At 65.9% G+C, this 23,620-nt stretch carries 24 protein-coding genes; 19 read left to right on the plus strand and 5 right to left on the minus strand.

Going from position 1 to position 23,620, the window contains the following annotated elements; genetic code table 11:
- Positions 1-8 precede the first annotated feature (8 nt).
- Genes hisD through G6N42_RS06585 form a run of 9 tightly spaced genes read left to right on the plus strand, consistent with a single transcriptional unit; the run spans position 9 to position 7,396 of the window.
- A complete protein-coding gene (gene hisD / locus G6N42_RS06545; protein WP_163737075.1) occupies positions 9-1,334 on the plus strand; it encodes a histidinol dehydrogenase in 1,326 nt (441 codons plus the stop codon).
- On the plus strand, positions 1,334-2,494 hold the full coding sequence (locus G6N42_RS06550) for a histidinol-phosphate transaminase (RefSeq protein ID WP_163727662.1): 1,161 nt from the start codon (positions 1,334-1,336) through the stop codon (positions 2,492-2,494). Before hisD ends, G6N42_RS06550 begins: the two co-directional genes overlap by 1 nt.
- Positions 2,476-3,105: an imidazoleglycerol-phosphate dehydratase HisB gene (gene hisB, locus G6N42_RS06555; protein WP_174262221.1), complete on the plus strand. Its 630-nt coding sequence runs from the start codon at positions 2,476-2,478 to the stop codon at positions 3,103-3,105. Before G6N42_RS06550 ends, hisB begins: the two co-directional genes overlap by 19 nt.
- Positions 3,102-3,719, plus strand: coding sequence for an imidazole glycerol phosphate synthase subunit HisH (hisH, locus tag G6N42_RS06560; RefSeq protein WP_163727668.1), 618 nt, complete (start codon positions 3,102-3,104; stop codon positions 3,717-3,719). Before hisB ends, hisH begins: the two co-directional genes overlap by 4 nt.
- 10 nt (positions 3,720-3,729) lie before the next feature.
- Entirely contained in the window at positions 3,730-4,464 is a 735-nt protein-coding gene (priA, locus tag G6N42_RS06565) for a bifunctional 1-(5-phosphoribosyl)-5-((5-phosphoribosylamino)methylideneamino)imidazole-4-carboxamide isomerase/phosphoribosylanthranilate isomerase PriA (RefSeq protein WP_410506756.1), read from the plus strand.
- Positions 4,465-5,280, plus strand: a complete 816-nt coding sequence (locus G6N42_RS06570) for an inositol monophosphatase family protein (protein ID WP_163727674.1) — start codon at positions 4,465-4,467, stop codon at positions 5,278-5,280.
- The gene (gene hisF, locus G6N42_RS06575; RefSeq protein ID WP_163727677.1) at positions 5,281-6,054 is read left to right on the plus strand and encodes an imidazole glycerol phosphate synthase subunit HisF; all 774 of its coding nucleotides are present in this window, start codon (positions 5,281-5,283) and stop codon (positions 6,052-6,054) included.
- Positions 6,051-6,401, plus strand: coding sequence for a phosphoribosyl-AMP cyclohydrolase (gene hisI / locus G6N42_RS06580; RefSeq protein WP_163727681.1), 351 nt, complete (start codon positions 6,051-6,053; stop codon positions 6,399-6,401). The genes hisF and hisI overlap by 4 nt, the downstream gene beginning before the upstream one ends.
- A gap of 2 nt (positions 6,402-6,403) precedes the next feature.
- Positions 6,404-7,396: an alpha/beta hydrolase gene (locus tag G6N42_RS06585; RefSeq protein ID WP_163737078.1), complete on the plus strand. Its 993-nt coding sequence runs from the start codon at positions 6,404-6,406 to the stop codon at positions 7,394-7,396.
- Between the two features lie 97 nt (positions 7,397-7,493).
- Here the strand turns inward: G6N42_RS06585 and G6N42_RS06590 are convergent, their stop codons facing one another.
- Both G6N42_RS06590 and G6N42_RS06595 read right to left on the minus strand, forming a co-directional pair.
- Entirely contained in the window at positions 7,494-8,294 is an 801-nt protein-coding gene (locus tag G6N42_RS06590; RefSeq protein ID WP_163727685.1) for an ABC transporter ATP-binding protein, read from the minus strand.
- The gene (locus tag G6N42_RS06595) at positions 8,291-8,755 is read right to left on the minus strand and encodes a peroxiredoxin (RefSeq protein WP_163727691.1); all 465 of its coding nucleotides are present in this window, start codon (positions 8,753-8,755) and stop codon (positions 8,291-8,293) included. The genes G6N42_RS06590 and G6N42_RS06595 overlap by 4 nt, the downstream gene beginning before the upstream one ends.
- 67 nt (positions 8,756-8,822) lie before the next feature.
- On the opposite strand from G6N42_RS06595, the gene G6N42_RS06600 reads away from it, so the two are divergent.
- The 7 genes from G6N42_RS06600 (at position 8,823) to lgt (ending at position 17,090) form a co-directional block, all read left to right on the plus strand.
- Positions 8,823-9,542, plus strand: coding sequence for a phytanoyl-CoA dioxygenase family protein (locus G6N42_RS06600; protein WP_163727693.1), 720 nt, complete (start codon positions 8,823-8,825; stop codon positions 9,540-9,542).
- Positions 9,543-9,545: 3 nt separating this feature from the next.
- A complete protein-coding gene (locus tag G6N42_RS06605; RefSeq protein ID WP_163727696.1) occupies positions 9,546-11,072 on the plus strand; it encodes an anthranilate synthase component I in 1,527 nt (508 codons plus the stop codon).
- The gene (locus tag G6N42_RS06610; RefSeq protein WP_163727699.1) at positions 11,069-11,647 is read left to right on the plus strand and encodes a TIGR02234 family membrane protein; all 579 of its coding nucleotides are present in this window, start codon (positions 11,069-11,071) and stop codon (positions 11,645-11,647) included. Before G6N42_RS06605 ends, G6N42_RS06610 begins: the two co-directional genes overlap by 4 nt.
- A gap of 72 nt (positions 11,648-11,719) precedes the next feature.
- Positions 11,720-12,538, plus strand: a complete 819-nt coding sequence (trpC, locus tag G6N42_RS06615; protein ID WP_163727702.1) for an indole-3-glycerol phosphate synthase TrpC — start codon at positions 11,720-11,722, stop codon at positions 12,536-12,538.
- Positions 12,539-12,574: 36 nt separating this feature from the next.
- Positions 12,575-13,834: a tryptophan synthase subunit beta gene (gene trpB / locus G6N42_RS06620; RefSeq protein ID WP_163727707.1), complete on the plus strand. Its 1,260-nt coding sequence runs from the start codon at positions 12,575-12,577 to the stop codon at positions 13,832-13,834.
- Positions 13,835-13,848: 14 nt separating this feature from the next.
- Entirely contained in the window at positions 13,849-14,619 is a 771-nt protein-coding gene (gene trpA / locus G6N42_RS06625; protein WP_174262222.1) for a tryptophan synthase subunit alpha, read from the plus strand.
- Positions 14,616-17,090, plus strand: a complete 2,475-nt coding sequence (gene lgt, locus G6N42_RS06630) for a prolipoprotein diacylglyceryl transferase (protein WP_163727715.1) — start codon at positions 14,616-14,618, stop codon at positions 17,088-17,090. Before trpA ends, lgt begins: the two co-directional genes overlap by 4 nt.
- A 44-nt stretch (positions 17,091-17,134) precedes the next feature.
- On the opposite strand, the gene G6N42_RS06635 is transcribed toward lgt, so the two are convergent.
- Entirely contained in the window at positions 17,135-18,367 is a 1,233-nt protein-coding gene (locus G6N42_RS06635) for an integrase catalytic domain-containing protein (protein WP_163727718.1), read from the minus strand.
- Between the two features lie 103 nt (positions 18,368-18,470).
- Here G6N42_RS06635 and G6N42_RS06640 point away from each other — a divergent pair, with 103 nt between their 5' ends.
- On the plus strand, positions 18,471-19,757 hold the full coding sequence (locus G6N42_RS06640; RefSeq protein ID WP_163727720.1) for an HNH endonuclease: 1,287 nt from the start codon (positions 18,471-18,473) through the stop codon (positions 19,755-19,757).
- On the opposite strand, the gene G6N42_RS06645 is transcribed toward G6N42_RS06640, so the two are convergent.
- Together G6N42_RS06645 and G6N42_RS06650 are read right to left on the minus strand one after the other, a co-directional pair.
- A complete protein-coding gene (locus tag G6N42_RS06645; RefSeq protein ID WP_163727723.1) occupies positions 19,743-20,408 on the minus strand; it encodes a response regulator in 666 nt (221 codons plus the stop codon). The genes G6N42_RS06640 and G6N42_RS06645 overlap by 15 nt on opposite strands.
- A complete protein-coding gene (locus tag G6N42_RS06650; RefSeq protein ID WP_163727726.1) occupies positions 20,401-22,029 on the minus strand; it encodes a sensor histidine kinase in 1,629 nt (542 codons plus the stop codon). The genes G6N42_RS06645 and G6N42_RS06650 overlap by 8 nt, the downstream gene beginning before the upstream one ends.
- Positions 22,030-22,145: 116 nt before the next feature.
- Between G6N42_RS06650 and G6N42_RS06655 the strand changes: the two genes are divergently transcribed.
- Together G6N42_RS06655 and G6N42_RS06660 are read left to right on the plus strand one after the other, a co-directional pair.
- Positions 22,146-23,105: a Bug family tripartite tricarboxylate transporter substrate binding protein gene (locus G6N42_RS06655; protein ID WP_163737081.1), complete on the plus strand. Its 960-nt coding sequence runs from the start codon at positions 22,146-22,148 to the stop codon at positions 23,103-23,105.
- Positions 23,102-23,620, plus strand: coding sequence for a tripartite tricarboxylate transporter TctB family protein (locus G6N42_RS06660; protein ID WP_163727730.1), 519 nt, complete (start codon positions 23,102-23,104; stop codon positions 23,618-23,620). Before G6N42_RS06655 ends, G6N42_RS06660 begins: the two co-directional genes overlap by 4 nt.

Below are 23,620 nucleotides of genomic sequence, written 5' to 3' on the forward strand. Positions count from 1 at the left end.
CGTCAGTCCTGCTCGCCCGCATCGATCTGCGGGGCACCGAGCTATCGGCTGCTCGCCTGAGGTCGGCCCTGCCGCGCGGTGGCGTGGACGTCGATGCGGTGCTGCCGAAGGTTCGGCCCATCGTGACAGCGGTGGCCGATCGCGGCGCGGAGGCTGCCCTCGAATTCGGCGAATCGTTCGACGGCGTGCGACCCACGCAGGTTCGGGTGCCCGAGGCTCATCTGCAGAGCGCGCTCGACGAACTGCCCTCCGACGTCCGTGCCGCGCTCGACGTGGCGATCGACCGCGCCCGTGCTGTGCACGCCGACCAGCGCCGTACCGACACCACGACGACGCTCGCCCCCGGCGCCACCGTGACCGAACGGTGGGTGCCGGTCGAGCGCGTCGGCCTCTACGTCCCCGGCGGCAACGCCGTTTATCCGTCCAGCGTGGTCATGAACGTCGTGCCCGCCCAGATGGCGGGTGTCGATTCGTTGGTGATCACCAGCCCGCCACAGGCACAGTCGGGTCCCTTCCAAGGCCTGCCGCACCCCACGATCCTGGCGGCCGCGCGGCTGCTGTGTGTCGACGAGGTGTGGGCCGTCGGCGGCGCGCAGGCCGTCGCGCTGCTGGCCTTCGGTGGCACCGACACGGACGGGACCGAGCTGGCCCCGGTCGATATGGTCACCGGGCCGGGCAACATCTGGGTCACCGCGGCGAAACGGATCTGCCGATCCCAGGTCGGAATCGACGCAGAGGCCGGCCCGACCGAGATCGCGATCCTGGCCGACCACACCGCTGACCCCGTGCACGTGGCCGCCGACCTGATCAGCCAGGCCGAGCACGACGAGATGGCATCCAGCGTGCTGGTCACCACCAGCACCGAGCTGGCCGACGCCACCGACAAGGAACTGGCGAAGCAGCTCGAGACCACGGTCCACCGCGAGCGGGTGACGGCGGCGCTGAGCGGTAAGCAATCTGCGACCGTTTTGGTCGACGACCTCGAGGCAGGCATACGTACGGTCAACGCCTACGCGGCCGAGCACCTGGAGATCCAGACCGTCGACGCCCGCAACGTCGCCGGCCGAATCCGTTCGGCCGGTGCAATATTCGTCGGTGCCTACGCGCCGGTGAGCCTCGGCGACTACTGCGCGGGATCGAACCACGTGCTGCCCACCGCCGGCTGCGCCAGGCACTCCAGCGGACTGTCCGTGCAGACGTTCCTGCGCGGCATCCACGTCGTCGACTACGACGAGGCCGCGCTCAAGGACGTGTCCGGGCACGTCATCACGCTCGCCGAGGCCGAGAACCTGCCGTCCCACGGCGAAGCGGTCCGGCGGAGGTTCGAAAGGTGATGAGCCGCTTGCGCGAAGAAGTGAAAGCGCAGCCGCCCGGTCGATCAGTTTCCCTGGACGACCTTCCGTTGCGCGAAGATCTGCGCGGTAAGTCGCCGTACGGTGCGCCGCAGTTGCAGGTGCCGGTGCGGCTGAACACCAACGAGAACCCGCACCCCCCGACGAAGGCTCTCGTTGACGATGTGACCGAATCGGTCCGAGCAGTTGCGGGGGAGCTGCACCGCTACCCGGATCGTGACGCGGTGGCATTGCGGGCAGATCTCGCCGCGTACCTCAGTGCGCAGACCGGTGTCGCCCTCGATGTCGAGAACCTGTGGGCGGCAAACGGTTCCAACGAGATCCTGCAGCAGCTTCTGCAGGCGTTCGGCGGCCCCGGACGTAGCGCCATCGGGTTCGTCCCGTCGTACTCGATGCACCCGATCATCTCCGACGGGACGCAGACGAAGTGGCTCGTCGCGAACCGCGCCGACGACTTCAGCCTCGACGTCGACGTCGCTGTCGGGGCGATCAAGGAGCACACACCGGACATCGTGTTTCTCGCCAGCCCCAACAACCCTTCGGGACAGAGCGTTTCGCTGGAGCACCTGCGGTCCCTCCTGGAAGCGATGTCCACCGGAATGCTCATCGTCGACGAAGCCTACGGCGAGTTCTCGAGCGAACTCAGCGCGGTCAACCTGATCGATGAGTACCCGAGCAGGCTCGTCGTCACCCGCACCATGAGCAAGGCGTTCGCGTTCGCCGGCGGACGGCTCGGCTATCTCGTCGCCGCCCCCGCGGTAATAGATGCCATGCTGCTGGTCCGGCTGCCGTACCACCTGTCGGCGGTGACCCAGGCGGCCGCCCGAGCAGCGCTGCGCCACGCCGACGACACTCTGGGCAGCGTGGCCACGCTGATCGCCGAGCGCAACCGAGTCGCGGAAGCGTTGAGCAGCATGGGTTTTCGCGTCATCGACAGCGATGCCAACTTCGTGTTGTTCGGTGAATTCGCCGACGCGTCCGCCACCTGGCAGCGTTATCTTGCTGCCGGGGTCCTCATCCGGGATGTCGGCATTCCCGGTTACCTGCGCGCCACCACCGGACTTGCCGAAGAGAACGATGCGCTGCTCGAGGTCAGCGGTCGACTGGCGGCTACCGAACTCGTATCCATAGGAGCACAGTGACCACGTCCCGTATCGCGAAAATCGAACGCAAAACCAAGGAATCGGACATCGTGGTCGAACTCGACCTCGACGGCACCGGCAACGTCACCGTCGAGACCGGGGTGCCCTTCTTCGACCACATGCTGACCGCACTGGGCAGCCACGCCAGCTTCGACCTGACCGTGCGCGCGAAGGGTGACGTCGAGATCGAAGGCCACCACACCATCGAGGACACCGCGATCGTGCTCGGCCAGGCGCTCGGGCAGGCGTTGGGTGACAAAAAGGGCATCCGTCGCTTTGGCGATGCCTGGATTCCGATGGACGAATCGCTTGCGCACGCCGCGGTTGACGTGTCCGGCAGGCCCTACTGCGTGCATACCGGCGAGCCGGATCACATGCTGCACTTCACCATTGCCGGATCCGAGGCGCCCTACCACACGGTTGTCAATCGCCACGTGTTCGAAACCATCGCGATGAACGCGCGCATCGCGCTGCACGTGCGGGTGCTGTACGGCCGCGACCCGCACCACATCACCGAGGCGGAGTACAAGGCTGTCGCGCGGGCGCTGCGTCAGGCCGTCGAGTTCGATCCGCGTGTCACAGGAGTGCCGTCGACGAAAGGCACGCTATGACAGCGAGAGTCGTTGTCCTCGACTACGGCTCCGGAAACCTTCGATCGGCTCAGCGCGCGCTGGAGCGGACGGGTGCATCCGTCGAGGTGACCGCCGATGCCGACGCGGCGATGAACGCCGATGGTCTGGTGGTACCGGGCGTCGGCGCATTCGAGGCCTGCATGACCGGGCTGCGGCAGATCGGTGGGGAGAAGATCATCGCCGAACGGGTTGCCCTGGGACGTCCTGTGCTCGGAGTATGCGTCGGGATGCAGATCCTTTTCGCGCGCGGGGTCGAGTTCGGCGTGGAGAGCACCGGCTGCGGCCAGTGGCCCGGTGCGGTGATCCGGCTGGATGCCCCGGTGATCCCGCACATGGGCTGGAACGTCGTGGACGCGCCTGCGGGTACCCGCCTGTTCAAGGGCTTGGATCCGGACACCCGGTTCTACTTCGTGCACTCCTATGCCGCGCAGCAATGGGAAGGCAGCCCGGAGGCGAAGTTGACCTGGGCCACCCACACCGTCCCGTTCCTGGCCGCCGTCGAGGATGGACCGCTATCGGCGACGCAGTTCCACCCGGAGAAGAGTGGCGACGCCGGAGCTTCGCTTTTGGGCAATTGGGTTGAGGGGCTCTAGGTTGTCGGCCGTGAGATTGATACTGCTTCCCGCCGTTGACGTGGTCGAGGGCCGCGCCGTTCGCCTCATGCAGGGAAAGGCGGGCAGCGAGACCGAGTATGGCTCGGCGCTCGACGCCGCCATGACCTGGCAGCGTGACGGCGCGGAGTGGATCCACCTGGTCGACCTCGACGCCGCGTTCGGTAGGGGCAACAACCGTGAACTGCTCGCCGAGGTGGTCGGACGGCTCGACGTCGCGGTGGAACTGTCGGGGGGGATCCGCGACGACGACTCGCTGGAGGCGGCCCTGGCCACCGGATGCGCCCGCGTGAACCTCGGCACCGCCGCGCTGGAGAATCCGCAGTGGTGCGCGAAGGTCGTCGCTCAGCACGGCGACAAGGTGGCCGTCGGGCTCGACGTGAAGATCTCCGGCGACGACCACCGCTTGCGGGGCCGCGGGTGGGAAACCGACGGCGGCGACCTGTGGGAGGTGCTGGAACGCCTTGACCGCGAAGGATGTACGCGCTTCGTCGTCACCGACGTGACCAAGGACGGCACGCTGAACGGGCCGAACCTGGAGTTGCTGAGCAAAGTCACCGATCGCACCAACGCACCGGTGATCGCGTCGGGCGGGGTGTCCAGCCTCGACGATCTGCGGGCGATCGCAACCCTGACCGACCGCGGCGTGGAAGGCGCGATCGTCGGTAAGGCGCTGTACGCGGGGCGGTTCACGCTTCCCGAGGCGCTCGCGGCGGTGGCACAGTAGATGGCCCTGGATACGGCGGACCTCGATGGGTTGGTCGCCGTGGCCACGAAGATCCTCGACGATGCGGCCAAGCCGTTCATCGAAGGTCACCGAGCCGATTCGGCGGTCCAGAAGAAGGGCAACGACTTCGCCACCGAAGTGGACCTCGCGATCGAACGCCAAGTCGTCGAAGCGCTGCGGCGGGAGACCGGCATCGAGGTGCACGGCGAGGAGTTCGGCGGCGCCGACGTCGATTCGCCGCTGGTCTGGGTGCTCGATCCGATCGACGGAACGTTCAACTATGCGGCCGGGTCGCCGATGGCAGCCATCCTGCTCGGCTTGCTGCGAAACGGCGAACCCGTCGCGGGTCTGACATGGGTTCCGTTCACGGGTGAACGGTTCACCGGTGTCATCGGGAAGCCCTTTCGCAGCAACGGTGTTGAGCAGCCGGCGCTACAGCCCGTGAAGCTGTCCGAAGCCATCGTCGGGGTGAGCACGTTCAACGTCGATTCGCGGGGCAAGGTACCGGGGCGCTACCGGCTCGCGGTGATCGAGAACCTCAGCCGCAAGTGCTCGCGTATGCGGATGCACGGTGCCACCGGCGTCGACTTCGCCTACACCGCGTCCGGAATCCTCGGCGGTGCCATCAGCTTCGGTGCGCACGTGTGGGACCACGCCGCGGGTGTCGCGCTGGTGCGGGCGGCAGGCGGCATCGTCACGAACCTGGACGGCACTGATTGGACCACCGAATCGCGCTCAGCGTTGGTCGGGGCGCCGGGCGTGCACGGGGAACTACTCGAATTGCTGCAATCGGTCGGCGCACCGGAGGATTACTGAATGGACCTTGCGGTTCGCATCATTCCCTGCCTGGATGTCGATGACGGCCGGGTCGTCAAGGGCGTGAACTTCGAGAACCTGCGTGACGCCGGGGATCCCGTCGAACTGGCCGCCGCATACGACGCCGAGGGCGCCGACGAGCTCACGTTCCTGGATGTCACCGCGTCGTCGGCCGGACGGGCGACGATGCTCGAGGTCGTCAAGCGCACGGCAGAGCAGGTGTTCATTCCGCTGACGGTCGGCGGTGGCGTGCGGTCGGTGGCCGATGTCGACGTGTTGTTGCGCGCGGGTGCCGACAAGGTCGCGGTCAACACGGCCGCCATCGCCAGACCAGAACTCCTGGCCGAGTTGTCGCGCCAGTTCGGTTCGCAGTGCATCGTGCTCTCGGTCGACGCACGCACGGTGCCACGGGACCAGGAGCCGACGCCGTCGGGCTGGGAGGTGACCACCCACGGCGGGCGACGCGGCACCGGGATCGATGCCGTCGAATGGGCCACCAGGGGAGCCGAACTCGGTGTCGGTGAGATCCTGTTGAACTCGATGGACTTCGACGGCACCAAGGCCGGGTTCGACCTGCCGATGATCGCGGCGGTGCGGGGGGCGGTCAATGTCCCCGTGATCGCCAGCGGTGGCGCAGGGGCGCCGGAACATTTCGCGCCCGCGGTCGTTGCAGGTGCTGACGCGGTGCTGGCTGCGAGCGTGTTCCATTTCCGCGAGCTGACGATCAATCAGGTGAAGGCGGCGATGGCGGCAGAAGGGATTGTCGTGAGATGAGCGCACTAGACGCCGACGTCGCCGCCCGGCTCAAGCGCGACGCCAACGGATTGTTCACCGCGGTGGTGCAGGAGCGCGGTACCGGCCAGGTGCTGATGGTCGCGTGGATGGACGACGACGCGTTGGCGCGAACATTGGAAACCCGTGAGGCGACGTACTATTCGCGGTCGCGGGGTGAACAGTGGGTCAAAGGCGCCACGTCGGGACACACCCAGTATGTGCACTCGGTGCGACTGGACTGCGATGGTGACACGGTGCTGCTGGAAGTCGACCAGGTCGGCGCTGCATGCCACACCGGCGAGCACAGTTGCTTCGATGCTGACGTGCTTTTGGCGCCGGAGGAGTGACTCTGAAGCGGGTCGCGGCGGTCGTCGGATTGACGCTTGCCGTTGCGGCGGGGCGCAGCCGATTCAAGGTTCGCGATGCGGTGGGCCGAGTCGCGCCGGAGCTGCGCAGCCCGCTGTTGCCGTATGTCGCGGCTTCGTTGACCGCGAAGAAGTTGCGGGCCTTTCGGTTGATTTTCAAGGTGCGCACGAAGCCGGGAGCCGACGTCTCCGTCACGCAGCGCCACATCGGCGAGCCAACTGTGCGCACTTTGGTCTTCACGCCGGTGTACCGGGCCGTGCCCAGTCCGGCGGTGCTGTGGATCCACGGGGGCGGGTATGTCGTCGGCACCCCCGAGTTCGAGGGTGCCGCCACCGGCCGCCTGGTGAATGACCTCGGGGTGGTGGCGGTTTCGCCGGACTACCGTCTGGCGCCCGAGCACCCATTTCCTGCGGGTTTGGATGACTGCATGGCCGCGCTGCACTGGATGCGCGCCAACGCCGACGAATTGGGGATCGATCCGACCCGGATCGCGGTGGTCGGTGCGAGCGCCGGCGGCGGTCTGGCGGCCGCTGTTGCACAGCGTTGCCACGACGAGGGCATTCCGTTGCGGGCGCAGGTCCTTGTCTATCCGATGCTGGATGACAGATCCACATTGCGCGGCGATCATCGGGGGCAGGGACGTTTCGCGTGGACACCGGAATCGAACACGTTCGGCTGGACGGCCTATCTCGGTCGCGCTCCGCGCATGTCGGATGCACCCGAATATGCCGCTCCCGCACGCAGAGTCGATTTGTCCGGGCTCGCGCCCGCCTGGGTCGGCGTGGGGAACCTCGACGTGTTTCACGATGAAGACGTCGATTATGCGGCGCGGCTGAAAGCCGCCGGAGTGCCGTGCGAGTTGGTCACGGTCGAAGGGATGTACCACGGCGCCGATGGCGTGAAGCCCAAAGCGTCGTCGATGCGGGAGTTTCGGGCCAGCATGGTCGAGCATCTCCGAAAGTACCTCGACGAGTAGACGGGCTGATTCGGCCAACGCCGGCGCTCGCTTCACCCGCGCGGACGGGCGCGAGTCGCCAAGTCACGCGGATGTCCGATGCACCCGCCTTTGACGCTCAGCGGTCGATGATGCGGGTGACCTTGGCGCGCGCGGTCCATCGGCCTTCGTCGTAGCCGACGACCACCGGATGGTCGAACGCGGCGCTGACGTTGTGGGTCGTCACCGTTGTCCGCGCGGGACCGACGGCGATGGTGCGCCCTTCGGCGATCAGCAACGCGTGCGTCGTGGTTGTCGGTAGCTCCTCGAGATGGTGGGTGACAAGTATCGACGCGACGTCGGGATGCGTCTCGTCGAGCGAATCGATGGTTTCCAACAGCTGTTCTCGCGCGGCGACATCGAGGCCCGTTGTGGGCTCGTCGAGCAACAGCAGTCGCGGTTCGGATACCAGCGCGCGGGCGATGAGGGTGCGACCCCGTTCTCCCTGCGACAGGGTCGGCCATACATCAGTCGTCTTGTGCGACAAGCCGACCGCGTCGATCATCGCGTCCGCCCGGCCGAGTTCGTCGGGACTGGGCGCCCAACGCATCGGGAGATCGATGGTCGCCGTGATACCCGTCAGCACCACCTCGCGCACCGTCAACGAATACTGCAGCCGGTGACGGGGATTGACGTGACCGATGGAGTGCCGCAGCCGGGCGAGGTCCACGCGCCCCATCTGCTCGCCGAGAATGCGCACGGTGCCTGAGCTCGGAAACATGACGGCCGCGCAGAATCCCAGCAGCGTGCTCTTGCCGGCACCGTTGGGGCCGAGCAACGCCCAATGCTCGCCGGCGTTCACGGTGAGCGAGATGCCGTCGATGATCTGCTTGCCGTCGCGACGGAACGTCACGTCGGCGAGTTCGAGAACCGGCGTCACGCGGACTGACGTTGGCGCAGCACCTCCAGCGCCTTGTCTGCGTGGGTGTCCATGTTGACCTCGCTGGCTATCACCTCGAGGACCGTGCGATCGGTGTCGATCACAAACGTTGTCCGCTTGACCGGCGACAGCTTGCCCAACAATCCGCGCTTCACCCCGAACTGTGCGGCGACGGCGCCGCCGGTGTCCGACAGCAGCGGATAGTCGAAGCTCTGCTTGTCAGCGAATTTCGCCTGCTTCTCGACGGCGTCGGTGCTGATGCCGACGCGGCTGGCGCCGACCGCGGCGAACTCCGAAGCCAGATCGCGGAAGTGACACGCCTCCTTGGTGCAACCCAGAGTCATCGCGGCGGGATAGAAGAACAGCGCGATCGGTCCGCCCGCGAGCAACTCCGTGAGGCTTCGCACAGTGCCTGTCTGGTCCGGCAATTCGAACTCTGCAACCTGGTCACCACGTTTCATGAGCGTCACGCTACGCCCACAGAAAATCGTTGGCGCGGGTTGCCGTGTCCGTGAGAGCGTGCCTCCGATGCTGGATGTCGACGAGTTCATGTCCCATGGCTACGCGAAGATCGAGCAGGCAGCCCTGCGTGGCGCCGCCGACGCGGCGCGCACCGCACTGTGGCAGCAGCTGGGATTGTCGCCCGACCATCCCGCCGGCTGGTCGGACCCGGTCCGCTGGGTGGCGGATCTGACGGGGCAGGGGCCGTTCGGTGAGCTGGTGCGCAGCCCCGCGCTGGCGCAAGCCCTGGACAGTGTCTGCGGTGTCGGAGGGTGGTTGCCGCGAGGCGCGTTGGGCAACATCCCCGTTCGGTTCCCCGTTGCAGCGCGCGACGACGACCGCGGCTGGCACATCGATGCCAATACGCCGCAACCCGACGGGTCGTGGGCAGTGACCGGCCGTCCGCACACGGTGCTGTTGCTCACCCTGCTTTCGGAGGTCGGTCCGGACGACGCACCCACTCGTATTCGGGCCGGATCGCACCGCGACGTGGCGCGAGTGCTGGGTCCGAATGCGGTGGACTTGGCCGAGATGGGTCGGCTGGTCGACGACGCGAGCGCTGAGCGATCGGTCGTGCACGCCACCGGCGGGCCCGGTGACATGTACCTCGTCCACCCGTTCACGGTGCATGCCGCCGACGAGCACCGCGGCCGCACGCCGCGGTTCATGGCGCAGGGGCCGGTCGTGCTGACCAGCCCGCTGACCCCTGCGTCGTCGTCGCCGCTGGCACGCGTCTGGGAGAATTGATGAGTGCAATCGACCGCCAACCTTGCCCTCACCACCTCACGCGAGGACTTCCGGGCGCTGGCCGCCGAGCATCGGGTGGTGCCGGTGACCCGCAAGGTGCTGGCCGACAGTGAGACTCCGCTGTCGGCGTACCGCAAGCTGGCCGCCAACCGGCCGGGGACGTTCTTGCTCGAGTCGGCCGAGAACGGCCGGTCGTGGTCGCGGTGGTCGTTCATCGGCGCCGGTGCGCCGTCGGCGCTGACGGTCCGTGACGGCGAGGCCGTCTGGCTGGGCACCACCCCGAAGGATGCACCCACCGGCGGTGAGCCGCTCGCGGCCCTGCGCGCGACGCTGGAGCTGCTGAAGACCGAACCGGTGACGGGCCTGCCTCCACTTTCGTCGGGTCTCGTGGGGTTCTTCGCCTACGACATGGTGCGGCGTCTGGAGAAGCTGCCGTCGCTTGCGGTGGACGATCTGGGACTGCCGGACATGTTGCTGCTGCTGGCCACCGACGTGGCCGCCGTCGACCACCATGAGGGCACGATCACGCTGATAGCCAACGCGGTGAACTGGAACGGCACCGACGAGCGGGTGGACTGGGCCTACGACGACGCGGTCGGCCGGCTCGATGTGATGACCGCGGCCCTCGGCGAGCCCCTCCCGTCGACCGTCGCGACGTTCAGCAGGCCCGAGCCGCTGCACCGTTCACAGCGCACCGTGGAGGAATACACGGCGATCGTCGAGAAACTCGTCGGCGACATCGAGGCGGGCGAGGCGTTCCAGGTGGTGCCGTCACAGCGGTTCGAGATGGATACCGACGCCGATCCGTTCGACGTGTACCGGATGCTGCGGGTGAGCAACCCGAGCCCGTACATGTATCTGCTCAATGTGCCCAACGATGAAGGTGGACTGGACTTTTCGATCGTCGGATCAAGCCCGGAAGCGCTGGTGACGGTCAAGGATGGCCGGGCGTCGACGCATCCGATCGCGGGCACACGGTGGCGCGGGCAGACCGAGGAAGAGGATCTGCTGCTCGAGAAGGAGTTGCTCCACGACGACAAGGAGCGCGCCGAGCACCTGATGCTGGTCGATCTGGGCCGCAACGACCTCGGTCGGGTCTGCCGGCCGGGGACCGTGCGGGTCGAGGACTACAGCCACATCGAGCGATACAGCCACGTCATGCACATCGTGTCGACGGTGCATGGCGAGCTGGCCGACGACAAGACCGCGTTGGACGCGGTGACGGCGTGCTTCCCGGCAGGCACGCTGTCCGGGGCGCCGAAGGTGCGCGCCATGGAGCTGATCGAGGAGGTCGAGAAGACCCGTCGCGGGCTATACGGCGGCGTGCTTGGCTATCTGGACTTCGCGGGCAACGCCGATTTCGCGATCGCGATTCGCACGGCGTTGATGCGCGCAGGCACGGCGTATGTGCAGGCCGGTGGTGGAGTTGTGGCCGACTCCAACGGGCCGTACGAGTACACGGAGGCGGCGAACAAGGCCCGCGCGGTGCTGAACGCCATCGCGGCAGCGGAAACGCTGACCGAACCGTGATTCGGATCGCGCAGCTCGGGCTGGTGCTGGCCGCGGCGGGGTTATGGGGGGCGTCGCGGATGACGTGGGTCGATGTGACGTCGTTCGACGGGCTGGGGCAGCCCAGGACGATCGCGCTGTCCGGTGGGTCGTGGTCGACGGCACTTGTGCCGCTGGCCGTTCTGCTGCTGGCCACCGCCGTCGCCGCGCTGGCGGTGCGAGGTTGGCCGTTGCGGGCGCTGGCTGTACTGGCGGCGATCGCCAGCGCCGGTATGGCGTATCTGGCGATCAGCCTGTGGCTGGTGCGTGATGTCGGCGTCAGGGCGTCTGCTCTGGCCGATGCGCCAGTCGCCGACCTGGTCGGGACTCAGCGGCACTACGGGGGTGCGCTGGTCACGGCGATGGCAGCGGTCGTCACACTCGTGTGTGCCGTGCTGCTGCTGCGCTCGGCGTCCAGGAACGTCTCGGGTGTGGCTCGCTACGCACGCCGTACGGCTGTTCCGGCGGACAAATCGGACGACGCGATGTCGGAGCGACAGCTGTGGGAAGCGCTCGACGAAGGCCGCGACCCGACCGACCCGGGCGAGGGGCGGTGACACCGGAGGGTGTGGCGACCCGTTACCCTTCGATAGAGATCTGTGGGCATCATCCGAGAGGAATCAACTCCCATGAGTTCGGCAACCGTGCTCGACACCATCATTGAGGGTGTTCGTGCTGATGTCGCAGCTCGCGAGGCTGTTCTACCGCTCGCAGACATCAAGGAAGCGGCGAAGGCCGCACCGTCTCCGCTGGACGTATTGGCGGCTCTGCGCGAACCCGGCATCGGCGTGATCGCGGAAGTGAAGCGCGCCAGCCCGTCACGCGGAGAGCTGGCGTCGATCTCGGATCCTGCGGCGCTCGCTCGCGCATACGAGGACGGCGGCGCACGCATCATCAGTGTGCTGACCGAACAGCGCCGGTTCAACGGCTCTCTGGACGATCTCGACGCAGTGCGCGCAGCGGTGTCAATCCCGGTGCTGCGCAAGGACTTCATCATCGGCCCGTATCAGATTCACGAGGCGCGCGCCCACGGCGCCGACATGTTGCTGCTGATCGTCGCCGCGCTCGGACAGCAGGCGCTGGAGTCCATGCTCGACCGCACCGAATCGCTCGGGATGACAGCGCTTGTCGAGGTGCACACCGAAGAGGAAGCGGATCGAGCCCTGCAGGCAGGTGCGAAAGTCATCGGAGTCAACGCACGCGATCTGAAGACACTGAACGTCGACCGGGACTGCTTCGCGCGCATCGCGCCTGGCCTGCCGAGCGGGGTCATCCGCATCGCCGAGTCGGGTGTTCGCGGCACTGCCGATCTACTCGCATACGCCGGAGCAGGGGCCGATGCCGTGCTCGTCGGCGAGGGACTGGTCACCAGTGGTGACCCCCGCGGCGCCGTTGCCGATCTGGTCACCGCAGGAACGCACCCGTCCTGCCCGAAACCCTCACGCTGACACGGCGATGAGCCGCTTGCGCGAAGAGCTTCGTTGATGGCCGACCTCGCCGGGCCGGAGTTGCCGCGTTCCAGCGCAGCGGTGGCCGAACCCACAGTTCACGATCCCGATGCGCGCGGCCATTTCGGTGTCTATGGTGGACGATTCGTCCCCGAGGCGCTGATGACGGTGATCGAAGAGGTGACCGCCGCCTACGAGAAGGTTCGTGGCGATCAGGCGTTCCTCGATGAACTGGATCGGCTGCAGCGTCATTACACCGGCAGGCCGTCGCCGATCTACGAGGCGACGAGGCTTTCCGAGCACGCGGGTGGGGCGCGACTGTTCCTGAAGCGAGAAGACCTCAACCACACCGGATCTCACAAGATCAACAATGTGCTCGGTCAGGCGCTGCTGGCCAAGCAGATGGGCAAGTCGCGGGTGATCGCCGAGACGGGCGCCGGCCAGCACGGGGTGGCGACCGCTACCGCCTGTGCACTGCTGGGTCTGGAGTGCATCATCTACATGGGTGCCGTCGACACGGCACGTCAGGCGCTGAACGTCGCGCGGATGCGCCTGCTCGGCGCGGAAGTGGTTTCCGTCGAGGCCGGTTCGAAGACGCTCAAGGATGCGATCAACGAAGCCTTTCGCGATTGGGTCACGAACGCCGACAACACCTATTACTGCTTCGGCACCGCGGCGGGACCTCACCCGTTCCCGACGATGGTGCGCGACTTCCAGCGGGTGATCGGGCTCGAGGCGCGCGCGCAGATCCAGTCGCAGGCCGGCCGACTGCCCGATGTGGTGACGGCGTGTGTGGGTGGCGGGTCGAATGCGATCGGAATCTTCCATGCGTTCATCGACGATCCCGGGACGCGGTTGGTCGGCTTCGAAGCGGCGGGCGACGGCGTCGAAACCGGGCGTCACGCAGCGACATTCGCGGGCGGGACACCAGGGGCATTTCAGGGTTCGTTCTCGTACTTGCTTCAGGACGAGGATGGTCAAACCATCGAATCCCATTCGATTTCGGCTGGTTTGGACTATCCGGGTGTGGGTCCCGAGCATGCGTTCCTGAAGGACATCGGCCGCGCCGAATATCGGCCGATCACCGACACCGAGGCGATGGATGCGTTCGCACTGTTGTGCCGCACCGAGGGAATCATCCCGGCCATCGAGTCGGCGCACGCCGTCGCCGGAGCGCTGAAGCTGGGCAAGGAACTGGGTAGCGGCGCGATCATTCTGATCAACCTGTCGGGACGCGGCGACAAGGATGTCGAGACGGCGGCGAAATGGTTCGGTCTGATGGACGGTGAATCGTGAGCCGGTTGGCCGCTATGTTCGACACCTGCCGGTCGGAAGACCGCGCGGCGCTGATCGGTTACCTGCCGACCGGCTTTCCCGATGTGCCGAAGTCGATCTCGGCGATGACTGCGCTGGTCGAATCCGGCTGCGATCTCGTCGAGGTGGGCATCGCGTATTCGGATCCGGGTATGGACGGGCCGACGATCGCGGCGGCCACCGAAGTGGCGCTGCGCGGCGGTGTGCGGGTACGCGACACATTGGCGGCGGTGGAGGCGATCAGCAACGCGGGCGGTCGGGCCGTCGTGATGACCTACTGGAATGTGGCGCTGCGCTGGGGTGTCGACGCGTTTGCGCGCGATCTGGCCGCGGCAGGCGGACTGGGGATGATCACGCCCGATCTGATTCCCGATGAGGCGTCGGAGTGGATCGAGGTATCGGAAGTCCACGACCTGGACCGCATTTTTCTGGTGGCGCCATCGTCGACGCCCGAGCGGTTGGCGGCGACGGTTGAGGCTTCACGCGGATTCGTTTATGCCGCATCGACGATGGGTGTGACCGGCGCGCGCGACGCCGTATCCAATGCGGCGCCCGCGTTGGTCAGCCGCGTGAAAGCGGTGTCGGATATCCCGGTCGGCGTCGGCCTCGGTGTGCGGTCACGCGAGCAGGCGGCAGAGATCGGTGCATATGCGGACGGGGTGATCGTGGGTTCGGCGCTGGTGTCAGCCCTGCAGGAGGGAGAGGACGCGGTGCGGACACTGACCGCTGAGCTCGCCGAGGGCGTACGGCAGAGGGTTACCGCGTGACGACGACTGTGCTCGCCTACATTCCGAGTCCGTCGCAGGGCGTTTGGCATATCGGTCCGGTTCCGATTCGTGCGTACGCGTTGTTCATCATCGTCGGGATCGTGGCGGCGTTGATCATCGGCGACCGGCGGTGGGAAGCCAGGGGCGGTGAGCGCGGCGTCATCTACGACATCGCGCTGTGGGCGGTGCCGTTCGGCCTGATCGGCGGTCGGCTCTATCACGTCATCACCGACTGGTCGAAGTATTTCGGTGAGGGCAAGCCAGGGATTCTCGGGGCGCTGCGAATCTGGGACGGCGGCCTGGGAATCTGGGGCGCGGTCGCACTCGGCGGCGTTGGAGCGTGGATCGCGTGCCGGAATCGTGGCATTCCTCTGCCTGCATTCGGCGATGCGATTGCGCCGGGAATCATTCTGGCGCAGGCGATCGGCCGGATGGGCAACTACTTCAACCAGGAGTTGTACGGCCGGCCGACGACGGTGCCGTGGGGTCTGGAGATCTACGAGCGCGAGGGCGCCAACGGTGTGGTCAGCCCGGACCTGGCCAATGGGGTATCGACAGGCCAGCTGTACGAGGTTGTCCATCCGACGTTCCTGTACGAATTGGTGTGGAATGTCCTGATTTTCGCGCTGTTGATCTGGGTCGATCGGCGGTTCAGGATCGGTCACGGCCGGTTGTTCGCGCTGTATGTCGCGGGCTACTGCTTGGGTCGCTTCTGGATCGAACTGTTGCGTAGCGATCAGGCCACGCTGATCGCCGATATCAGGGTCAACTCGTTCACGTCGACGTTCGTATTCATCGGTGCGGTGGTGTATTTCATGGTGGCGCCGAAGGGTCGCGAGGACCCGGCGACGCTGAAGGGTAAGCCGCGCGATGAGTCGCTCATCAGTGAGGTGGCCGACGAACTTGTCGCTGTCGCGGCGACTTCGGGAGTGGTTGCGGCGGCCAAGGCGGCCGGGCAGGACGAAGACGAAGACGCTCGGGCCGACGCGGATGAGCACTTCGACGTCGATTCTGAGGATCTGGAGCCTGACGATTCCGTCGATGAAGAGACTGCCGCCGAAGCCAAACTGCTCGCGGCGGCCGTAGCGGCAGAGACCGAACAAACCGAGGACGATGCGGATGAGTCAGTCGGTGGCGTGGGAGCTGTCGAGGGTGAGGACGCCGTTGAGGCCGAAGAGGCTGCCGCTGAGGCGCATGAGGCCGCCCTCGAGGGTGCCGACGAGGCTGAGGAAGTTGCCGCAGAAGTCGGGGCCGAAGCCGACGAAGACTCCGAGCCCGAACCCGAAACAGACGAGACCGTAGAAGAAGAGTCTGTCGGTGGCGTGGGTGTTGTCGAGGGTGAGGACGCCGTTGAGGCCGAAGAGGCTGTCGCTGAGGCGCATGAGGCCGCCCTCGAGGGTGCCGACGAGGCTGAGGAAGTTGCCGCAGAAGTTGCAGCCGAAACCGACGAAGACTCCGAGCCCGAACCCGAAACAGACGAGACCGTAGAAGAAGAGTCTGTCGGTGGTGTGGGAGCTGTCGAGGGTGAGGACGCCGTTGAGGCCGAAGAGGCTGTCGCTGAGGCGCATGAGGCCGCCCTCGAGGGTGCCGACGAGGCTGAGGAAGTTGCCGCAGAAGTCGGGGCCGAAACCGACGAAGACTCCGAGCCCGAACCCGAAACAGACGAGACCGTAGAAGAAGAGTCTGTCGGTGGTGTGGGAGCTGTCGAGGGTGAGGACGCCGTTGAGGCCGAAGAGGCTGCCGCTGAGGCGCATGAGGCCGCCCTCGAGGGTGCCGACGAGGCTGAGGAAGTCGCCGCAGAAGTCGCGGCCGAAACCGACGAAGACTCCGAGGACGTAGGTACGGAGCTGGAGGCTGCAGCCGAAGCCGAGGCGGAGCTCCCTGAGGATGAGTCCGCCGCCGAGGACGAGGACTCGACCGAAGCGGGCGCTGAGGGTGAGGACGCGGTCCAGACACAAGCCGAGGAGTCGGGTGACGACGATGGGTCCGAGGAAGTCGGAACAGACGTAGCCACCGAAGATGCCGATGCCGACGAACTTGCGTTGGAGCTGGCTGAGGCCGCAGAACACGTCGAGGACGAAACCGACGATTCACCCGAACCGGCCGAGGTCGAAGAGAGCACCGACGATGAACCGGAGTCCGTCGGTGGCGTTGGTGCTGTCGAGGGTGAGGACGCTGTCGAGGCGCAGGAGGCCGCACCCGAGGCTCACGAGTCCGCGGTCGAAAGTGCCGAAGAGGCCGAGGAAGTCGCCGAAGAGGTAGCGGCGGAGGCCGAAGATTCAGCAGCCGACGATGCCGAGGCGGAGGAATCTGACGGGGCCGAAGCTGAAACGGATCCTGACAATGAAAAGCCGGTTTCAGACACTGCGGCCACAGTGGTGCGGCCGAAGGCCGAGCCACCACCACCGCCGGTCGCCCGGCCCGAAGAGCGCGGCGGTCGACTCCGCCGTATTTTCCGCCGCAGCCGCTGACCGTTCCAGGCTCCAAGACATCAATGTCAGCCTGTTGCCTCACGTCAAGATGCGCGCGTGGGGGCATTCGTTGCCTCACGTAAACGTGCGCGCTTTGTCACTGGAGGTGGGGCGCCGTCGCCGGCTTTGCTGGTGGCCAGAGTGAAGAGCTGTGCGGTCAACGCCTGAATCTGGCGTTGAGCGGCGGCTGGATTGATCAGCGAGTAGGTCCGGGTCAGGCCCACGATGCGGTCGACGGTCATGGTCGGGTGGGCGGTCGCGCGGTGGAATGGGGTGGTGGCTTTGTCGTGTTTCTTGGATACCTTGGCCCCGGTGCGGACTTTGGTGATCAATTTCTGTTGCGGGTAGAAGTAGTTGGTCAGCTTGGACTGCAATTGCCAGATCTCGTTGAGGAGCAACAGTTCTGAGGCGGTGTCGTAGCGGTAGTAGCCCACCACGGTGCGTACGACCGTCCAGTTCTTCTGCTCGACGTGGCAGCCGTCGTTCTTATTGCCCGGCCGTGACCGGGTGAACGTGATCTGACGATCTCGGCACCATGCCAGCAGGTCGTCGTTGATGAATTCCGACCCGTTGTCACAGTCGACCCCGAGGATCGGGAACGGCATGGCGGCGGCGATGTGATTGAGGGCTGCCAGTATGTGTTTGACCGCCCTGTCAGGTAGCGAGTGGCTCTCGGTCCAGCCGGTAGCGATATCGGTGACCGTCAGCGTGAAGGCATGGCCTCCACCACGGCTGCCGCCGTCGTGAAAGACCGTGTCGATCTCGACGAAGCCGGGCACCGCGTCGTCCCATTCGGCCCAGGTGCGTACCGGGATCTGGCTTTTGAGTATCGACCCCGGCTTGGTGCCCACCCGACCTCTGATCTTGTATTTGGCTCGCTCATCAGCAAGTCGGCGATCGATGGTGGCCGCCGACATCGTTACCAACAGGGCCGCGGTGTCGTCGCTGATCGCCAGCTCCCCGAAGTGCCGCAACACGGCCACCAGCTCGGTGAGCATCGGCGCCAGCCGTTTACCGGCCGGCATTCCCAGCACTGTCCAGCAGACCGTCAGCGCCGCGATGACATCAGGCCCGTAGGTCACTGGCCGGGGACGACGCGCGCTGATGACCTTCGGCTGCAGCCCCGCCTTGAGCGCCCTGCGGGCGTGGTTACGGTGCCAGCCGGTATTGGCACACAACTCGTCGAGGATCCGACTCTTACCGCGCTTACCCGCCACCTGGTAGCGGATCGCGGTCACATCGGTGATTGCTCTGCGCTGTGCCAACGTCAACCCCATCCACTGGGCCTACGCGCGCATTTCTGATGAGGCAACGAATCACCGTTTCGCGCGCATTTCTGATGAGTCAACGCGGTCAGAGGGGCCGAGTAGTGTCGAACACATGTTCGATATATCCGCGTTGACCTTGGTCGACCCGCTCGCGGATGAGGCTGAGTTGATCGCGGTCATCGCCGATTTGGAGCGGCTGAAGTCTGCAGCCGCAGCCGGCCAGGCCCGCGCTACGGCTGCGCTGGATGAGCGTCGGCGAGCAGTGGAGGCTGCCGCAGGGGTGCCGACGAAGCAACGAGGCAGAGGCATATCCAGTGAGGTTGCCCTCGCGCGGCGCGATTCGCCCTCGCGCGGGAACCGGCACCTGGGCTTCGCCAAAGCTCTAGTGCACGAGATGCCCTACACGTTGGCTGCCCTGGAGTGTGGAGCACTTTCCGAATGGCGCGCCACTCTGATCGTGCGAGAGTCGGCGTGCCTCAGCGTGGCGGACCGCCGTGTGCTGGATGCCGAGATGTGCGCCGATATCAACAGTCTCGACGGGAAGGGTGACTCCCGGATAGCCGCGGACGCCAAAGGAATCGCCTGCCAACTGGATGTCCAATCGGTGGTCGAACGGGCAGCGAAAGCCGAATCTGAGCGGAACGTGACTTGCCGTCCGGCCCCTGACGCCATGACCTATGTGACCGCGCTGCTCCCGGTGGCACAGGGCGTAAGTGTCTATGCGGCACTACGACGATCCGCCGATACTACGTTCGACGATCGGTCCCGCGGTCAGGTCATGGCCGACACATTTGTGGAGCGGGTCACCGGTCGACCGGCCGAGACTCCCGAGCCGATCGCCGTCAACCTGGTCATGTCGGATCAGGCACTGTTAAGCGAGGCTGACAGCCCCGCAATCGTCGATGGCTACGGGCCGATACCTGCTGCGATCGCTCGCAAGCTGGTCGAGGATGCAGTCGGCGATGATCGGTCGAAGGCCACCTTGCGACGGCTCTACCGTCATCCCAAGTCTGGATCCCTGGTCGCGATGGAGTCGCGGTCGCGTTGCTTTCCAAAGGGATTGGCGAAGTTCATCGGGTTGCGAGATCAAACCTGTCGAACGCCGTATTGCGATGCCCCGATTCGCCATCGCGATCACGCTGTGCCGAAAAGTCGCGGGGGACCTACGCATGCGCTCAACGGTCTGGGCATGTGCGCTCACTGCAACTACGTCAAGGAGTCACCGGGCTGGGAGGTGAGCACCTGTGAGGAAAACGGTGTCCACACCGCCGAATTCGTCACGCCCACCGGCGCGCACTACGAGTCGACGGCACCACCGCTGCCGGGTGCTCGATTGGTCACCGTGAGTGAACTCGAAGTCAGAATTGGCATCGAGCTCGCTGACCTACACGCCGCGTAGATGATAGCGGCGCTCAGGTCTGCCTGCGCCGTACTGCAATCGCAATTCCAGTACGTCGGCGCTCAGGTAGTGCTCGAGATAGCGCCGCGCGCTAACTCGAGAAATCCCAACCAGATCCGCGCACTCGGCCGCAGAGACCTCGCCGGCGCTGCGGACCGCGTCCAGCACCAGTCGGCCCGTCTCGACGCCGAGGCCCTTCGGCAGGGCCTGTGTCGCTCCACCGGGCCGACCGAACAAGGAATCGACCAGCGACTGGTCGATCCCACCCGCCGACTCCAGGGTGTCCGCCCGTGCCGCGAACGCTTCCAACTTGGCCTTGAACTGCGGGAACTCGAACGGCTTGATCAAGAAATCCGCGGCCCCACCGTCCAAAGCGCCTTTGACAGTGTCCAACTCCCGTGCCGCGGTGATCATGATGACGCCAACCAAGTTGCCATCCGACCGCAGCTGCTGCAGCACCTCCAGGCCGGTCATATCCGGCAGATACACGTCCAGCAGCACCAACTGCGGCTGCAAATCCTGCACCGCGGCCAAGGCTTCCGTGCCGGTCCGTGCCACTCCGCTGGCTCGAAATCCGTCCACCTGTTCGACGAATCGCCGATGAATCTCGGCCACCATGAAATCGTCGTCGACGATCAGCACGTCACGCATGCGCGGCCTTTTCGGCGACGACGCCCGTCGGCAGCCGCACCACGAAAAGTGCGCCCCCCGAGGGGCCGTCGGTCACCTCCACCGTCCCGCCGTACTGAGACGTCACGATCCGCACCAACGCCAGGCCGATGCCTCGCCCGCCCGGCGCGTCAGGCTTGGATGTCACACCACGGGCGAAGATCGATTCGCGAAGATACTCAGGCACGCCCGGGCCTGAGTCGGCGACAGAGATCATCAGCCCCTCATCGTCTTCGATGCCAATCGTGACCCGCGCCGGTTGCGACCCCACTGACACATCGACCGCATTGTCGACGAGATTGCCGAGCAGGGTGATCACGTCGGTCGCCAGCGCGGGCGGCAACGCCGCCAGATGTGACTCCGGGGCGATCTCGAGCGACACACCGCTCTCGGCCGCCAGCGTCGTCTTCGCGATCAACAAAGCCGCCACGGCGGGATCGGAAATACGTTGCGTCACTGCATCACTGATTTCTGCCCGCCGTCGCGTCAGAGTGCCGACCAGGTCACGCACCGAATCGTATTCACCCAGCTGGACCAAACCAGAGATGGTGTGCAGCTGGTTCGCGAACTCGTGCGTCTGCGCGCGCAGTGTGTCCGTCACGCTCTTGTGCGACGACAGCTGCCCTTGCAGAGCCGCTAGCTCGGTGCTGTCACGCATCGTCGTCACCGTGCCGATCCGCTGGCCCTGGCTCGTCGCCGCCCTCCGGTTCAACGCCAGCACCCTTGTCCGCGTGACGATCACGGTGTCGCCGGCGGAGCGGCCGTCCTCACCCGACAGTAAGAAGTCGACCACCGCGGGATCCAACCCCACGCTGCCCACCGGACGGCCCACCGCATCGTCGCTCACCCCTAACAGATCCTGTGCACTGTCGTTGAGCAGCGTGATGTCGCCCTCGTTGTTCACCGCGACGACGCCCTCGCGAATGCTGTGCAACAACGCTTCCCGATGATCCGCCAAGCCGGCGATCTCGGCGATCTCCAACCCGCGGGTGTGCCGTTTGATCCGCCTCGACAGCAGCCACGACGCCAACAGACCCAGCGCCGCACCCAGTCCCAGATAAAACAGCAGACGTTCCCCAGACGCGCCCATCAATTCCCACAGCGACGGATACCGCTCGCTGACCGACGCCACCGCCACGACATCGCCGCTGTCGGCGAGGATCGGCACCTCACCCACGAGGCTGTGCACCCCATCGATCGTCAGATCACCGAACCAGGCGCGCCCCTCGTCGGCGCGCGAGGGACCCATATCGACCTGTCTGCCGAGCCGCGACGGATCCGATGACACCCGCACCGTGCCGCCGGGATCGATGATCTCCGCAAGTCCCGCACCCGACAGCGCCACCGCGCGGTCGACTTCGGGCGCCAGCACCTTCGAGGCCCCGGGATCGGCATACCGGTCCCGCACCACGGGCGTCGACGCCATGTTCTCGGCGACGGCGATCATCCGCGCTCCTCGCACCTCGCGGAACTCCCGCGTTGACTGCGCCACCGACACGGCAGCCACCGCGATCAGCACAATCGCGACGACCAGCAACTGGAACACCAGGAACTGGCCCGCCAGGCTGCGGAAGCCTCGCGCCGGAGACCGGAGAAGTTTCACAACGACCAAAACGTCCTTTGCGTACTCATGCGTGACCTACATCACTGCTCGGGTCCAGTATTGCTGAGCATCACAACAGACTGGGGAGCGACGTGAATACCAAGCACACCCGGCCGATGCTCGTCATCGCTGTGATCGTCGCCCTTCTGGTGACATCCTGCGGCGTCACTCGTGACGGCGGCGAACTCGGCCTGCACCGGCTACGCATGATGGTGCCCAACAGCCCCGGCGGCGGCTACGACCTGACCGCCCGCACCGCGGTGAAAATCATGGAGGACGACGACATCACCGGTCGCGTCGAGGTCTTCAACGTCATCGGCGCCGGCGGGACCGTCGCGATGGCCCGCCTCATGAACGAAAAGGGCAACGACGACCTCATGATGACCATGGGCTTGGGTGTCGTCGGCGCCACCTACACCAATGGTTCCAAAATCAAGGCTTCCGACGCGACGGCGCTGGCCAAGCTGATCGAGGACCCCGGAGCGATCTTCGTACCCGCCGATTCGCCCTTCAAGACCGTGCAGGACTTTGTCGCGGCATGGAAGGCGGATCCCGCCAAGGTGACGATCGGCGGCGGATCATCTCCCGGCGGCCCCGACCACTTGTTCCCGATGGAGGTCGCATCGACCGTCGGCGTCGACCCGAAGTCGGTCAACTTCATCACGTATGACGGCGGCGGCGACCTGCTCACCGCACTGCTCGGCAAGAAGATCACCGTCGGGACCTCGAGCCCCGGCGAACTCATCGACCAGATCGAAGCCGGCCAACTGCGTGTGCTCGCCGTCTCCAGCGATGAGCGGGTCGAGGGCATCGACGCCCCGACGCTCAAGGAGTCCGGCATCGACATGACCTTCGCCAACTGGCGCGGAGTCCTTGCGCCGCCGGGCATTTCCGATGACGCCAGGAGATCGATGATCAAGGTGCTCGAAGATCTCCACGCCACCCAGGGGTGGAAGGACGCCCTCGTCAAGAACGGTTGGACCGACGCATTCGTGACCGGCGAAGAATTCGAACAGTTCCTCATAGAACAAGACAACCGGGTTTCGACGACCCTGACCGAGCTGGGGCTGCTATGACGACGACCGAGGGGACGTCGACGTCCGAAAAAAGCGTCGACAAGGCCCAATATCTTGTCTGCGCCGTGCTGGTTGCGGTCGGCGCCTTCGTGATCTACGACGCGCTCACCCTCGAGGCAGGCTTCGCCAAGGTCGACCCCGTCGGTCCCAAGATGTTCCCCGTCGTCATCGGCGTCGTTCTCATTGCGCTCGCTGTCGTGCTGGCCATCGCGATCCCACGCGGTTCGGTGGGAGAGGCGGACGCAGGCGAAGACGTCGACCCTGACGCACCGGCCGACTGGCGCACCGTCGGTCTGCTCATCGGCATCTTCATCGCCACCATTTTCTTGGTCAACCCGCTGGGCTGGGCCATCACCGGCGCCCTGCTATTCGCTGGTACGGCAACCGTTCTGGGCAGCCGGCACTACATCCGCAACATCATCATCGGTGCGGTGCTCTCGGTCGGCAGCTTCTACGCGTTCTATTCCGGGCTTGGAATCCCTTTGCCCGCAGGCATTCTGAATGGAATCCTTTGA

It is taken from the genome of Mycobacterium gallinarum, from assembly GCF_010726765.1.
Lineage (GTDB): Bacteria > Actinomycetota > Actinomycetes > Mycobacteriales > Mycobacteriaceae > Mycobacterium > Mycobacterium gallinarum.

Coding starts and splice junctions, on each gene's coding strand:
- G6N42_RS06655 (WP_163737081.1), top strand. CDS start 22,146: ATGCTCGTCATCGCTGTGATCGTCGCCCTTCTGGTGACATCCTGCGGC.
- G6N42_RS06635 (WP_163727718.1), bottom strand. CDS start 18,367: ATGGGGTTGACGTTGGCACAGCGCAGAGCAATCACCGATGTGACCGCG.
- trpC (WP_163727702.1), top strand. CDS start 11,720: ATGAGTTCGGCAACCGTGCTCGACACCATCATTGAGGGTGTTCGTGCT.
- G6N42_RS06550 (WP_163727662.1), top strand. CDS start 1,334: ATGAGCCGCTTGCGCGAAGAAGTGAAAGCGCAGCCGCCCGGTCGATCA.
- G6N42_RS06640 (WP_163727720.1), top strand. CDS start 18,471: ATGTTCGATATATCCGCGTTGACCTTGGTCGACCCGCTCGCGGATGAG.
- hisI (WP_163727681.1), top strand. CDS start 6,051: ATGAGCGCACTAGACGCCGACGTCGCCGCCCGGCTCAAGCGCGACGCC.
- G6N42_RS06660 (WP_163727730.1), top strand. CDS start 23,102: ATGACGACGACCGAGGGGACGTCGACGTCCGAAAAAAGCGTCGACAAG.
- G6N42_RS06595 (WP_163727691.1), bottom strand. CDS start 8,755: ATGAAACGTGGTGACCAGGTTGCAGAGTTCGAATTGCCGGACCAGACA.
- G6N42_RS06570 (WP_163727674.1), top strand. CDS start 4,465: ATGGCCCTGGATACGGCGGACCTCGATGGGTTGGTCGCCGTGGCCACG.
- hisH (WP_163727668.1), top strand. CDS start 3,102: ATGACAGCGAGAGTCGTTGTCCTCGACTACGGCTCCGGAAACCTTCGA.
- hisF (WP_163727677.1), top strand. CDS start 5,281: ATGGACCTTGCGGTTCGCATCATTCCCTGCCTGGATGTCGATGACGGC.
- G6N42_RS06645 (WP_163727723.1), bottom strand. CDS start 20,408: ATGCGTGACGTGCTGATCGTCGACGACGATTTCATGGTGGCCGAGATT.
- G6N42_RS06600 (WP_163727693.1), top strand. CDS start 8,823: ATGCTGGATGTCGACGAGTTCATGTCCCATGGCTACGCGAAGATCGAG.
- trpB (WP_163727707.1), top strand. CDS start 12,575: ATGGCCGACCTCGCCGGGCCGGAGTTGCCGCGTTCCAGCGCAGCGGTG.
- trpA (WP_174262222.1), top strand. CDS start 13,849: ATGTTCGACACCTGCCGGTCGGAAGACCGCGCGGCGCTGATCGGTTAC.